Raw genomic sequence first — 14379 nt, forward strand, 5'->3', positions numbered from 1 at the left:
TCACCCCCTACTATTCAATATAGGCAATTTGATCCACAACAATTTCTGGTGCTAATTCACTAATACAAAGTACTTGTGCTTCCACTTGATAACGTTCTAGCAATCTTACAATCGCAAATCTAAAATCTTTTCTACGTGTTAATAACACTGGCTCTCTTCCCATTAAACGTGCTTGCTTAAAGACGCGCTGCACTTGCTCAACGACACGTGTTTCTAAATCTAAATCCCAGTTTAATAAGTAACCTTGATATGAATTATTCACAACATCCGCATCTAACTCAATTGAATCAGAGAAGAGCGCTGCATATATTTTTCCGTCTGGATTTTTCGCATTTTCACAAATAACTTTTGAAATACATTCACGAACAAATGATGTTACACCATCCACGTGGTTTTGATAAATTTCTTTGCCGTCAATAATACCTTCAATAATTGTTGGTAAATCACGAATAGAAATACCTTCTTTTAGAAGTTGTTTAATAACATTTTGAACGAGTGATAAATCAATTTCTTTTTTCTTAATCTCTTCTAATAGAACGCCATTATCATTTTCAAGCGAGTTAATTAAGTCTTTTACATGTTGACGCTGAATTAATTCGTGAAGATTACGTCTAACGACAACATCTAAATGTGTAATTAATATGCTAAGTGGCTCTAACACTTGATAGCCTTTCATTTGTGCATCTTGCACCATATGCTCTAAAATCCAATATCCATCTTCACCGAAAATTGGATCTTTCGCTGGCTCTGCATCTAAATCAGCCATTACGTTCGGTGTTTTCAGTGCTAATAAATAACCTGATTTTAAAACACCTTCAGCCGCCTTCGCACCTTTAATTCGAATAATGTAACGTCCGCGTGGTCTAAAACTCGTATTATCTTTAAAGTTAATTCCAGGAACGTTAATACCAAGGTCAGTAATAATTGACTTCCTCATAAGAACAACTTTATCACGCGCTGTTTCTCCGTTAATTTTCTGCTTTACAAGTGCTGCTAAATCTAAACCGAGTTCTACTATAATTGGATATTTATCCGTAAATACTCCAAATGAATCTTCCACTTGTTGCAGTTGCTCATCTTCGCCTTGAATCATTTCTATTTCTTTTTGAAGCTCGTCTTCTTTTTCTTTCTTTATTCGATTTTTATTACGAATTCCTAAGAAGATAATTGTTCCGCCAACGAGTGCGAATGGTAGAAATGGTAGCGGAGTAAAAATACCCATTGCGATAAATAAACCACCGAGCGCATATACAACGACTTCATGCGCTAATAACTCTTTAAAGATACCTTCTGTTACTGTATCCGGTGAGCCGTCAAATACACGCGTTACGATAATACCTGTTGAAATTGCAAGCATTAGCGATCCAATTTGGTTTACGATTCCGTCACCGACAGTTAACTGTGTATAATGAAGAGCCGCATCTGCAAAGCTCATCCCTTGCTGCATCATTCCGACAATTAAACCGAAAATAATGTTTACGAATAAAATGACAATCCCGAAAATAACGTCCCCTTTAATGAACTTTCCGGCACCATCCATCGCCCCGTAAAACTCTGTTTCCATATTTAATTTTTTTCGTTTTGCTTGTGCATCTTTTTCTGAAATAATACGCTGGTTTAAATCAGCATCGATAGACATTTGTTTCCCTGGTAAAGAATCAAGTGTAAAACGAGCTGCAACTTCAGCTGTACGAGACGCACCGTTTGCAACGATAAACTGGAATATGATTAATACTGTAAAAATAACGATACCAATTAATAAGTTTCCGCCAATTACGAACTGGCCGAACTCTTCAATAACATGACCTGCATTTCCATCTGTCAAAATCGCTCGCGTCGTCGATACGTTAATCGATACGCGGAAAATCCCGATTAATAACAACATCGTTGGAAATGACTTTAATTCATCCCACTCGTTAATACTTGTCGCTCGCATATAAATAAGCACTGACATACTTAGTAGAAAAACGATAATGATATCAAGTATAAATGGTGGAAGTGGAATTAAGAGCGCCACTACGAATGACGCTGCTAAAAAGATAGAAAAATAGGTTCTTGCAGAATCTATCTTAAACAAAGAGATCTCCTCCAAACGCGCTATTATACTTCAAGTTCATTCGTCTGAATTAAATAGCGCATAACTTCAATTACAGCTACATATAAATCTTCTGGAATCGTCTCATCTTCCTCGACTTGATAATATAAAGAACGAGCAAGCGGACGGTTTTCCACCATTGGTATTTCTTGTTCACGGGCAAGCGTTCGTATATATAATGCGAGCTCATCTTCCCCTTTTGCAACGACAATTGGTGCTGCATCAACGTGTTTATTGTAACGAAGTACGACCGAAATATGAGTCGGGTTGTTTACAATAAACGTTGCGCCATCCATCTTCTTCGCAATTGTTCCTTGCAAGATTGCATGCATAAAGTTTTTTCGTTTCCCTTTAACTTGCGGGTCCCCTTCATTATCTTTATGCTCTTGTTTCACTTCTTCTTTTTTCATCTTAATATCTTGCTCGTACTCCCATTTTTGATAAATGAAATCAATAATAGAAAGAACGATTAAAATAATTAAAATTGCTAAGAAAATAAATTTAATTTCCCTAATAATTTCAGTAAGTGATGCAGTCCAGTTAAATCCAATCATACTGACAATTTTCTCTAAATTCTTTTTAAAGAGAACGTAAGCGACGTAACCGATTAATCCCATATAAAATAGTGATTTCAAAATATCTACTAAACTTTTACGACTAAACAGTCTCGTAAAATAGTTTTTCGGATTAATACGTGACGCTTTCGGTTTAATGACTTTAGAAGAAAATAGGAAGCCGACTTGAATCATATAATTGAATAAATGAAAAGCGTATACGAGTATTAATATCGGAGCCGATACTTTCAGTAATAAAATCCCCATTAAATAAAAATACTCGGTTGAATCTGTATTTTTTCCAATTTGATCAAACAGCACCGCTACGGAATTTGCAATCTCATACCCTAGCCAATCTCCGAAGAAATAAACGACAACTGCTAATACGAGAATGGAAAATAAATTATTTAAATCTTTACTCCGGGCAATATTCCCTTCTTCACGCGATTTTTTACGCTTCTGCGGGGTGGCCTTTTCTGTTTTATTATCCTTTGCCATGCGCGTCCCCCTACTTCGTTAAGAAAAAGTTAAATAGTTTCGTATACTCTTCTAGTAATACATCCGTCATATTTTTAAACACATAACCGAGCATCGGTACACTCATCGCAATAAACAAAATCCCACATGTAATTTTAATTACGTATGCATTCATAAAAACGTTTAATTGCGGAGCGTTTTTTGCAATTAAAATTAGAACAAAGTTAATGATGAATAAACTTCCCATAAGCGGAAGAGCAATTTCAACCGCTGATGTGATCGCAAATAATAGCGTTGCGAGTAGACTATCTAAGAAACTAGTCGTCAACAATTTTGAAATCGCCTCTGTATATTGAAACGACTTTAAAATCGTGGCAACGAAATAATTAATGCCGCCAAGTGAAATAAAAATAATGAGAAAAAATATATCAAAAATGGTTGATAGTAAAGTAGACTGTGAGCCCGCATTTACATCAAACAAACTTGCTTGTGATAAACCGATATCAAAGTCTAAAATATGCCCCGCCATTTTCGGAATGTTCCACAGCATTTCTACGATTTTTGAAAGTGATAATCCAATTACAATTTGCGTTCCTGCATAAGCTGCAACGTCCCAAACTGTCTTGATGTGAGAGACATCCACTTGATCAGCCACTGTAATTGAAAGAGCAAGTCCAACTGTAACCTTCGCCATTGCTGGAATAGATCGTCCTGAGAAAAACGGTAAAAAATATAAAAATGAAGTAATGCGGCAAAACGCAAAAAACGTTGCCGCCCATAATTCCATATTCATTTCAGTTCACCTATCTTAGTACGAACGCAATAGCGATGGGATTTTATCAAATAAATCTAAAATAAGCGTCGTTAACTCTTGAAACATCCACGGACCTAAAATGATAATAACGAGGACAATACTCGCCATTTTCGGTAAAAACGTCAGCGTTTGCTCTTGAATTTGCATCATCGCCATAATGACAGCGATGATAATAACGACAATCATACTTACGCCGGCAACCGGCATTAAAATCATAACCCCTTTATAAAAAAAGGTTTGAAAAATATCTATAATTGGTGACGTATTCATTTATATGACTCCTATCACATAGCATCAAACGCTTCAGGCGACCGTTTTAAACATAATGTCGACGATTTTTGTATATCCACCTAAATATACGAAAACGAGTATTTTAAACGGTAAACTTAAAATCATCGGCGGTACCATCATCATCCCGAGGTACATTAAAAGTGTACTAATAATCAAATCTATAAATACAAACGCTAAATAAATGAACATCCCTGTTAGTAAACCCTTTTGAATTTGCGTTAACGTAAAGGATGGTACGAGTGTAAATAAGGAAAGATCTTTCAAATCTTTTGGCAACTGTTCTCCGCGTACTTTCAACATCATTTTTAAATCATGCTTATACGTATGCTTTGACATATATTCTTTCATAATAGGAGCTGTCGTCTCCGCAGCTTGACTTACCGTTATTTTCTCTTTCGTCATCGGATCCCACACATCGCTCTTCAGTTGCCCAAGTACAGGCTGCATCGTAAAGAGTGATAAAAATAATGCAAGTCCAACAAGCACTTGGTTTGGTGGTAAATTCATTACCCCAAGTCCTTGACGTGTAATCCCTAGAACGATCATAAAATAAGTAAAATGTGTAAATAATAGAACGATAGAAGAAGATAATGATAAAAGGGTAACGAGTGCAAATAGTTGTACACTTGAATTACTCGTAAACTCTTTTCCATTTTCGAAATTAATAAAACCGTTCGGGGCTGCATACGCTGGATTTACAAAAACAATTGAAAAAACAATAGAAAATACGAAAATAACGGCTAATAATGATAACTGTTTCTTTATTCTCATGATGGATCCTCTACTTTTTTCGTTTCACTCTTCACCGCGTCTTCTAGTGCTTGTTGAAACTGATTTCCTGTTCCGGTTAATTGCACAGACTGCACACCGTTATTACTAATAACAGTGAACACTTGCTTTCCGTCCACTTCAAATAAAAAGGCACTCGTTTGATGATTTAAATAAACGCCGTCTTTTACTTGAATATGTCCATTTTCACCCTGCTTAAAAAACTGCTGTTTGCGCGTCTTTTTCGTCATATAATATGCACCGTAACCGAGCGCACCAAACAGTAAAACGACTTGAAATAAGGTCGTCATATACGACATATGACTCCTCCTCTACTCTTTATCTTGCATTTGACTTTGCGCTTTCATGAGCGCCGCTTGTTTCTTATCGGCTTCAATTTCAGAAATGATAATACCGAATTTTTCGTCCATTACGATTGCTTCACCGATGCCGACTTTCATATTACTTAAATACACATCTACTTTATGTCCTAAGTTTTTCTCTACTTCCAGAACATCGCCAACTTTTAACTGCTTTACATCACCAAGTGTAATAGATGACTTTCCAAGCTTTACACCAAGTTCAATCGAAATATCTGAAACAGTATCAATATGTGCTTTACCTGCTTCATTTCGCTTTCCTGCAAAATCTTCTAATCCCATTAATGACACGGGAGATACTTCATGCTTCATATGGATCCTCCTACTCTACAAAACTTTTAAATAGGAGCGCCTTACGCGTTCCATCTTTTCCAATAAAACAATTAAATTTATGCTTTCCATCTACATAACCAAGTAATTCATCCGAAACTTTCGTATGAAGCGGAATTATATCGCCTTCTTCAATTTGTTCAATCTCACTCATTGTCATTTTCTGCTCACCAATTGCAACGTGAACAGGTTTGTACACTTGATTTACTTTCACTTCCACTTCAGACGTATACTTTTTACGCTTGTCTGAAGAATGTTCGACAATATTTTCAGACGTTAACTTATCCATAATTTCTTCAACAGATAAGAATGGAATTCCGATACGCACCGTCGTATTCCAAAAATCTGTTTTCATATTTACGTTAAGTAATGAAATGATATCGCTCGCTGTCGTAATCTTTAATGCATTCGGATCTGTTTCCGTCGTTACAAATTTCGGTTCAATCGCAACAACACTTTCAAATGATTGCTCTAAATTTTTACAAAGAAGCAAGAATATATTATCAAGCGTTAAAAACTCAAACGCTGTTAACGGTCTGCGCATCGTAAAGTTACGCTTACTATCTCCGCCAAGCCAACATTCATGAATATAAATAACGAATGCTAAATCAATCTCAATAACAATTTCTCCAAGCTCTGGTAAACCGAGATCAATTACGCAATATAAATAATAATCTTTCGGCATTTTCTCCACATATTCACTCGTAAATGGAACTTGCTCAACTGTTGAAGGTTCTAGTTCAATTGGAATACGCATACGCGCTGATAACGTCTGTGACGTCTGCTTTCCAAACGTAGAAGCAATCGCTTGCAAACTACGTAAATGCTCAACACCGAACTTCTCTGGTCTATTAAAATCATACTCTTGAAATTTCTCTTGCTTTCCTGCTTCTTGTGCGAAAGCTGGCATTTCCTCGCCTTCATTTACCGCCTTCAGCAGGGCATCAATTTGCTCTTGGCTTAATTTTTCGCCACTCATGACAATCCCCTTCCCTACCTTTTCAATTCAACGATTTCAACGTACATCTTCCCATTCTTCGTTAAAATCTTTCCGGTTCCAATCTCTTCATTCTCAAGCATAAGACGCACCGTATTTTTCGTTGAATTTTCAAGACGATACAATGTACCTTTCGTAATATGAAGCAAATCTTCAATTTTCTTTTTCGTATTTCCGATTTCAAAATAAATTGTTAACGGAATATCATCTTGTAATTTCAAATCTAGCCAACTCCCATATCATGTTCACGAAAATTTCATGTTCTCTCTATATATGAAACTCCCTATTTTGAAACGTCGATATTTAATATTTTTTTAATATATCCTTGCGTTTCTTTAAATGGCGGTACGCCTCCGTACTTTCTCACATTCCCAGGGCCAGCATTATAAGAAGCAAGCGCCAATACTAAGTCGCCGTTATTTTTCTTTAAATAACCGCTTAACTCTTTCACGCCACCTTCAATACTTTCAGCTGGTGAAAAGGGATTCTTCACACCCATCTCCTTCACATTCGCTGGCATAAGCTGCATAAGTCCCATCGCACCGGCATGTGACACCGTTTTCGGATTAAAATTAGACTCTACTTCAATCATTTTTTGAATTAACGTTTTTGGAATTCCATATGTACGACTTACTCGATCAATAATATCCTCATACTTCCCTTCATTGGAAGAACGTATTTTTTGAATATTATACTTCTTCGTTAATCCCCACGTATCAGCAGCCTCATTTTTCGTTTCTGGGAAACGTCGTTCAAACTCTTTTTGCGCAACTTGCACTTCATCTGCTTTCTTCGTTTCACCCTTTTCTTCGGGCTTACTCGCTTCATCTACTTTATTAATAGATTGTTCCGGCTTATTAACAACCGTTTCTATTTTCGTAGATTGTACCGGCTGACTCATATCTTCTACTTTTGCCGGTTGCGTAGTAGCCTTCGTCTCCTTTACAGGTTCACTCTGCAACTTTTCTTGAAAACGACTACTAACAAATGCTTGTGGACTACTTAGCTTTTGCTGAATTTGTCCTTTCTTATATGCAAGCACTTCTTTTACTATATTTCCAACTATCATAATATCACCTTTTCGGTAAACAAAGATAATCTAATATTAGAGTTTTTTTTTAAAGTTTGCAATAATCCTTTTGATAATATTGTAATAAAAAAATGAACAAATAGGAAATTATCATTTTTTTATATTCATTAATTACAATTATTCGTTGACACGATATATACCAAGGATTACAATTAATCTCGAAATTGATTTTTTTGCATATTTACGTTTAACAATTAACAGAAAAATCAATATAAAAAAATGGGGGTTTCTTAACATGAGAATTAATACAAACATTAACAGCATGCGTACGCAAGAGTACATGCGACAAAACCAAGACAAAATGAATACTGCGATGAATCGTTTATCTAGCGGTAAATCTATTAACAGTGCAGCTGACGATGCGGCTGGTTTAGCTATCGCTACTCGTATGCGTGCAAAAGAAGGCGGATTAAACGTCGGAGCACGTAACACGCAAGACGCTATGTCTGCTTTACGTACAACTGACTCTGCTTTGAATTCTATTTCTAACATCTTACTTCGTATGCGTGATATTGCAACTCAATCTGCAAACGGTACAAATGATACAAAAGACCAAGATTCGTTGGATCTAGAATTTCAAGAGTTAAAAGGTGAAATTACTCATATTGCTGAAAAAACAAACTTTAATGGGAAAACTTTATTAGCTGGAGTTGCCGCTGCAAACAATATTGACGTTCAGCTTTCCGATGTATCTGGTGATAAACTTACAATTACAGCAATTGATGCAACAGCTGCTACGCTTAAAATTACTGGAGATGTTAAAAGCACCAAAAACGCATCTGACTCTATTACGGCTCTTGACGCAGCTATTCAAACAGTTGCTGATAATAGAGCTACCTTTGGCTCTCAATTAAATCGCTTAGACCATAACTTAAACAACGTAAACAGCCAATCTACTAATATGGCGGCAGCAGCTTCTCAAATTGAAGATGCAGATATGGCAAAAGAAATGTCTAACATGACGAAGTTTAAAATCTTGAACGAAGCTGGTATTAGCATGCTTTCTCAAGCTAACCAAACTCCTCAAATGGTTTCTAAATTACTACAATAAAATTCATTTGATGATATAAAATAAAAACTACTGGAGGCTCTTAACATGAGAATTAATACAAACATTAATAGCATGCGTACGCAAGAGTACATGCGCCAAAATCAAGACAAAATGAACACTTCTATGAACCGTTTATCTAGCGGTAAATCTATTAACAGTGCTGCTGATGATGCAGCTGGTTTAGCTATCGCTACTCGTATGCGTGCGAAAGAAGGCGGATTAAATGTTGGAGCACGTAATACGCAAGACGCTATGTCTGCTTTACGTACAACTGACTCTGCTTTAAACTCTATTTCTAACATTTTACTTCGCATGCGTGATCTTGCTACTCAATCTGCTAATGGTACAAATGACGGTAAAGATCAAGATTCCCTGAACTTAGAATTTAAAGAATTACAGGGGGAAATTGATCATATCGCTGGAAAAACAAACTTTAATGGAAAGAGTTTATTAGCTGCAAAAGGAACTGATATTGATATCCAGCTTTCCGATATATCTGGCGATAAACTTACAATTGCATCTGTAGATGCAACAACAGGAGCCGATGGACTCAATCTTACGAAAACTATTGCATCTACAGGAAAAGGTGGAGATGCTGCGGAATCAATTAAGGAACTTGACAAAGCTATCCAATCCGTTGCTGACATGCGTGCGACATTCGGCTCTCAATTAAACCGTTTAGATCACAACTTAAACAACGTAAACAGCCAAGCTACTAATATGGCCGCTTCCGCTTCGCAAATTGAAGATGCGGATATGGCAAAAGAAATGTCTAACATGACGAAGTTTAAAATCTTGAACGAAGCTGGAATCAGCATGCTTTCTCAAGCTAACCAAACTCCTCAAATGGTTTCTAAATTATTACAATAATTTGTTTAATGACTTACAATAAAAATAACTCTCTGTAATACAGAGGGTTATTTTATATAACTAAAAACTACTGGAGGTTCTTAACATGAGAATTAATACAAACATTAATAGCATGCGTACACAAGAATACATGCGCCAAAATCAAGACAAAATGAACACTTCTATGAACCGTTTATCTAGCGGTAAATCTATTAACAGTGCTGCTGATGATGCGGCTGGTTTAGCTATCGCTACTCGTATGCGTGCGAAAGAAGGCGGATTAAACGTTGGAGCACGTAATACGCAAGACGCTATGTCTGCTTTACGTACAACTGACTCTGCTTTGAATTCTATTTCTAACATCTTACTTCGTATGCGTGACCTTGCTACCCAATCTGCTAATGGTACAAATGACGGCAAAGATAAAGATTCTCTAAACCTGGAATTTAAAGAATTGCAGGAGGAAATTAATCATATCGCTGGAAAAACAAACTTTAATGGAAAAAGCTTATTAGCTGCGGCTGGAACAGATAAAAATATTAGCATTCAGCTTTCTGATGTAGCTAGCGATAATCTTACAATTACGGCTGTTGATGCGACAACAGGTGCTACAGGACTTGGCCTTACAAAAACTATTGGAGCACCACCAGCACCTGTAATACCAGCACCACCAGCACCACCAGCACCAGCTGCAGATAACGATGCTGCTGGTGCCATTGTACAACTAGATGCAGCTATCCAAAAAGTAGCTGACATGCGCGCAACGTTTGGTTCTCAGTTAAACCGTTTAGATCATAATTTAAACAATGTAAACAGCCAAGCTACTAATATGGCCGCTTCTGCTTCTCAAATCGAAGACGCTGACATGGCGAAAGAAATGTCTGAAATGACTAAGTTCAAAATCTTGAACGAAGCTGGAATCAGCATGCTTTCTCAAGCTAACCAAACTCCACAAATGGTTTCTAAATTATTACAATAAGCCATTTGTGTTAGTTTCCTGAATAAACCTCCCTGCTTGCAGAGAGGTTTATTTTTTCTATATAGATAGATTGAAAGATTTTTTTAGCTTAAAGAGAAGCTCTAGCCATATTTAGTAGCGGTCAGGACCTATTTTATTCTCGTTCCGTGTATGAAAACAAAAAGATAAAGTGAGCATAAATCTCTTTTTCACTTCATAACCGTTTATTAACTTTAGAACACTGACTATATCAATCTATAAGGAGTGTCTATTATGCGTATTGGTACGAATGTTTTAAGTATGAATGCTAGGCAGTCGTTGTATGAGAATGAGAAACGTATGAATGTGTCAATGGAGCATTTGGCGACTGGTAAGAAGTTAAACCATGCTTCTGATAATCCCGCTAATATTGCAATTGTGACTCGAATGCATGCGAGAGCAAGTGGTATGCGCGTGGCGATTCGTAATGATGAGGATGCGATATCAATGCTTCGCACGGCAGAAGCTGCCCTTCAAACTGTGACGAATATTTTGCAGCGTATGCGTGATTTAGCCGTTCAATCTACGAACGGTACGAATTCAAATAAAAACCGTGATTCACTGAATACAGAGTTTCAATCTTTAACAGAACAAATTGGCTATATTAGCGAGACAACTGAATTTAATGATTTATCCGTATTTGACGGTCAAAACCGCCCTATTACATTAGACGATATCAGTCATACGGTACATATGACGAAACATATTCCCCCTTCCCCTACACAACATAACATCAAGATTTCAACAGAACAAGAAGCAAGCGCGGCGATTCTTAAAATTGAAGAGGCTTTACAAAATGTATCACTTCACCGTGCCGACCTTGGCTCTATAATAAATCGTTTACAGTTCAATATTGAAAATTTAAATAGCCAAAGTATGGCGTTAACAGATGCTGTATCTCAAGTTGAAGATGCGGATATGGCGCAGGAGATAAGTGATTTTTTAAAGTTCAGATTGTTGACTGAAGTTGCACTTAGTATGGTTTCACAAGCAAATCAAATTCCGCAAATGGTTTCTAAACTACTACACTCGTAAAAATTCATCTTCCTTCTTTGGAACGATTCTATACAAAATAAAAGGGAAATACATATAAACTATGTATCTCCCTTTTATTTTGTACCCAAATTTTATTACTGTGTTACGGTCATAACTTGTCCGCTACGATCAACCATAATTTTCATTTTACCGTCCTGTGCATTATATAGCCCTAGTTTATGTAATTCCATTTTACAATCTTGTACGAAAGTTGGTAATTTACGTATTTGATCAATATCAGAACTTGTAATGAAATGAATTAAAAGCTGCGTCATACCTTTAATATCTTGTACAAGATCTTCTTTCTCTCGTTTTAGCCTTTCATTTTCTAGTTGTAACGACTGCAATTCATCTTCTAAGCTACGTGTATTCTCTGCTTCTCTAGAACGCCCTGCCGCCATGCTAGAAAGCTTATAAATACCTTCCATAAACTGATGTAGTTCGTCTTCTTTCCTTTCACTACACTGATTAATTGTTTCAAAGTTATCAACGATACCAGATATAACTGTTACAAGATTTTTTTCATCCTCTTTATGCTGGATTTCTTCTTTTAATTCGTACTCGTTTTCTTGTTTTCTTGCAACGATTGTCTCTTTTACTGGTATATATTTTCGCTTTCGTCCCGGTTTTTGTTTTTCAATATTTTCAAACGGTATTTCACGTTTTTTCAATTTATAATACGTATTTTGCAATTGACTTTCCGTTTTAGGAAAAAGATTTAGTTCATTTTTACTTACGTATTTTGAAATATTTAAAATGTTTAAACCGTGACGCTGACAAAATTGATACACTTCATACAGTAGCTCTAGTTCAGACTTCAGCCATGTAATTGTTGATTTTTCATATGCTCGCATCCCGCCATTTTTTTCTATATCTATTTGGAATAATACCATTCTATTATGTAAATCAACTAATTCTTCATACTTTACTTGGAATTCTTTTTCTATTTTTTTAAATTCCACCTCTAGTTGCATATCGTTCATTTTATTATTTGACATGTTTTGTAAAAGACCTAATACATTAATTGCTGTGTGGTGATACATAATCTGTGCCACTCCCCCTCATCCTTTCACAATTCTCATCTGACTCCCATGTCTTTTAAGAAAATAGCAATTTTTACATATCCATATTATAACAGTTCGAAATTATCTGTCAAATAATAAACATACAAAAATGTATAGAAAGTATAAAAATTTGGAAAATATTTTTTAATTAATATGTAAAATTGCATATTAATTACATTTAATTATATTATATGGTATTTCAAATGTTTTTTCACCGAAAAAATTTGCGTTACCACGAAAATATTACTAAAATAATCCAAAAAATACGTTCTCTTATATTTTCAAATCAAAAATCTTCAAATGAAGATTATACTTACATTCAGCGACAAACACCTCAGAAACCTTTTATTTTTCTGCCAGCTTAAAGTATAGAATACTAAAAAGGAACTAGCCAATGCTACACATGGCTAATTCCTTCCTCTCTCTAACAGAATAGAGTTATAAACCCATTCTTCAAATCCTCAATCGAAGTCTCACTTCTTCTAAAGCTATCTCGGCGGCTCTCTCTTCCCATTTACCTAAAAAACACTCCATATCTCTGGTCTTACATCGCATGGGTCTCTATTAGGCACTGACCGTTGCCACACATAGCTAGTTCCTCTATTCCAGCTAAAAAAGTACTTTTCTTACAACACTAACTTATCAACTAAACCAATTAGCTCTTGAATATCTGGCTTACTTACTTGAGCATTTGCTCCTACAGCTTCACCTTTATGGAATAATTCATTTGTAATTAATGAAGAGAAAATAATGACTGGTAAACGATTCATTACTTCACTATCCTTAACCACTTTCGTTAAATGATGTCCATCCATTTTTGGCATTTCAATATCCGTAATTAGCAAGTGAATATGTTCAAACATTTTTTCGCCTTGCTCTTTCGCTAATTTTTCAATTTGCGCTAACGCTTCTGCACCATTGCTGAAGAAGTTCATTTTCGTATATCCAGCTGATGATAATGTTTCTTCTAATATTTGGCGAAGCATCGCTGAATCTTCTGCAATATAAATTACTTTTTCAGCTCGATCTGTTTTTTGTTCTAATCCTGCAATTGATTTATTGTCATAACCAGTGCCGCTAATTTCACATACAATTTTTTCATAATCTAATAGTAAGATGATTTTTCCATCTAGTTTTACAATACCAGATGTCGTTTCTTCTAGTCCCATAGATAATGAAGCTGGTTCATCAATTTGTTCCCACGAAATACGTTGAATACGATGCACTTCATCAACGCGAAAAATAACTTTCATTTGGTTTAATTCTGAGATGATAAATTTCGTTTGATCAAGTGGCTTTGTTGACTTTAAATTAAGAGCCATTGCCAAGTTAATAACAGGTAAAATTTCACCACGTACTTGAACAACACCTTCAACTGCATGATGAGATTCTGGCACAGTTGTAACAGGGAATGGATTAATGATTTCACGTACTTTCATTACATTAATACTAAATAGGTTTTCACCAACAGTGTACGTAACAATCTCTAATTCATTTGTTCCGCTTTCTAATAAAATACTTTGTGCTTGTGACATAAAGGTGTCGCTCCCCTTCCATTAATTCCGTATATCTAATTATTAAGCTTTA

At 35.8% G+C, this 14379-nt stretch carries 16 protein-coding genes; 4 read left to right on the forward strand and 12 right to left on the reverse strand.

Annotation, left to right across the window (positions count from 1 at the left end; translation table 11 throughout):
• Positions 1-10: 10 nt before the first annotated feature.
• The 10 genes from flhA to BLT20_RS14335 form a co-directional block, all read right to left on the reverse strand.
• Positions 11-2077 (reverse strand): flagellar biosynthesis protein FlhA, encoded by a 2067-nt coding sequence (gene flhA, locus BLT20_RS14290; RefSeq protein WP_000472534.1) that lies wholly within the window; start codon positions 2075-2077, stop codon positions 11-13.
• Positions 2078-2100: 23 nt separating this feature from the next.
• Positions 2101-3147 (reverse strand): flagellar type III secretion system protein FlhB, encoded by a 1047-nt coding sequence (gene flhB, locus BLT20_RS14295; RefSeq protein WP_001030111.1) that lies wholly within the window; start codon positions 3145-3147, stop codon positions 2101-2103.
• A 10-nt stretch (positions 3148-3157) separates the two neighbouring features.
• Positions 3158-3919, reverse strand: coding sequence for a flagellar biosynthetic protein FliR (locus tag BLT20_RS14300; protein WP_001055718.1), 762 nt, complete (start codon positions 3917-3919; stop codon positions 3158-3160).
• A 15-nt stretch (positions 3920-3934) separates the two neighbouring features.
• Positions 3935-4210 (reverse strand): flagellar biosynthetic protein FliQ, encoded by a 276-nt coding sequence (locus BLT20_RS14305; protein WP_001098085.1) that lies wholly within the window; start codon positions 4208-4210, stop codon positions 3935-3937.
• 33 nt (positions 4211-4243) lie between these two features.
• A complete protein-coding gene (locus BLT20_RS14310) occupies positions 4244-5002 on the reverse strand; it encodes a flagellar type III secretion system pore protein FliP (RefSeq protein WP_001220588.1) in 759 nt (252 codons plus the stop codon).
• Positions 4999-5319 carry a hypothetical protein gene (locus tag BLT20_RS14315; protein ID WP_000121176.1) on the reverse strand — a complete coding sequence of 107 codons (321 nt, stop codon included), beginning with the start codon at positions 5317-5319 and terminating at the stop codon, positions 4999-5001. The genes BLT20_RS14310 and BLT20_RS14315 overlap by 4 nt, the downstream gene beginning before the upstream one ends.
• Before the next feature lie 12 nt (positions 5320-5331).
• Positions 5332-5691: a flagellar motor switch protein FliN gene (fliN, locus tag BLT20_RS14320; RefSeq protein WP_000680010.1), complete on the reverse strand. Its 360-nt coding sequence runs from the start codon at positions 5689-5691 to the stop codon at positions 5332-5334.
• Positions 5692-5701: 10 nt separating this feature from the next.
• A complete protein-coding gene (fliM, locus tag BLT20_RS14325; RefSeq protein WP_000012360.1) occupies positions 5702-6688 on the reverse strand; it encodes a flagellar motor switch protein FliM in 987 nt (328 codons plus the stop codon).
• A gap of 14 nt (positions 6689-6702) precedes the next feature.
• Positions 6703-6927 (reverse strand): flagellar motor switch protein FliN, encoded by a 225-nt coding sequence (locus BLT20_RS14330; RefSeq protein ID WP_000775712.1) that lies wholly within the window; start codon positions 6925-6927, stop codon positions 6703-6705.
• A 62-nt stretch (positions 6928-6989) separates the two neighbouring features.
• Complete coding sequence (locus BLT20_RS14335; protein WP_000635246.1) at positions 6990-7775, reverse strand: lytic transglycosylase domain-containing protein; 786 nt, start codon at positions 7773-7775, stop codon at positions 6990-6992.
• Between the two features lie 256 nt (positions 7776-8031).
• On the opposite strand from BLT20_RS14335, the gene BLT20_RS14340 reads away from it, so the two are divergent.
• The 4 genes from BLT20_RS14340 (at position 8032) to BLT20_RS14355 (ending at position 11728) form a co-directional block, all read left to right on the forward strand.
• On the forward strand, positions 8032-8847 hold the full coding sequence (locus BLT20_RS14340; RefSeq protein WP_050843170.1) for a flagellin N-terminal helical domain-containing protein: 816 nt from the start codon (positions 8032-8034) through the stop codon (positions 8845-8847).
• A 45-nt stretch (positions 8848-8892) separates the two neighbouring features.
• Positions 8893-9717, forward strand: coding sequence for a flagellin N-terminal helical domain-containing protein (locus BLT20_RS14345; RefSeq protein WP_061685130.1), 825 nt, complete (start codon positions 8893-8895; stop codon positions 9715-9717).
• Between the two features lie 85 nt (positions 9718-9802).
• On the forward strand, positions 9803-10675 hold the full coding sequence (locus BLT20_RS14350) for a flagellin N-terminal helical domain-containing protein (protein ID WP_001222383.1): 873 nt from the start codon (positions 9803-9805) through the stop codon (positions 10673-10675).
• Between the two features lie 252 nt (positions 10676-10927).
• Positions 10928-11728, forward strand: coding sequence for a flagellin N-terminal helical domain-containing protein (locus tag BLT20_RS14355; RefSeq protein ID WP_001219720.1), 801 nt, complete (start codon positions 10928-10930; stop codon positions 11726-11728).
• Between the two features lie 95 nt (positions 11729-11823).
• On the opposite strand, the gene BLT20_RS14360 is transcribed toward BLT20_RS14355, so the two are convergent.
• A complete protein-coding gene (locus BLT20_RS14360) occupies positions 11824-12771 on the reverse strand; it encodes a DNA-binding domain-containing protein (protein ID WP_000274686.1) in 948 nt (315 codons plus the stop codon).
• A gap of 647 nt (positions 12772-13418) precedes the next feature.
• On the reverse strand, positions 13419-14327 hold the full coding sequence (locus tag BLT20_RS14365; protein ID WP_000075943.1) for a chemotaxis protein: 909 nt from the start codon (positions 14325-14327) through the stop codon (positions 13419-13421).
• Between the last annotated feature and the right edge of the window lie 52 nt (positions 14328-14379).

The sequence above is a fragment of the Bacillus sp. cl96 genome (genome assembly GCF_900100505.1).
Taxonomy (GTDB): Bacteria; Bacillota; Bacilli; order Bacillales; family Bacillaceae_G; genus Bacillus_A; species Bacillus_A cereus.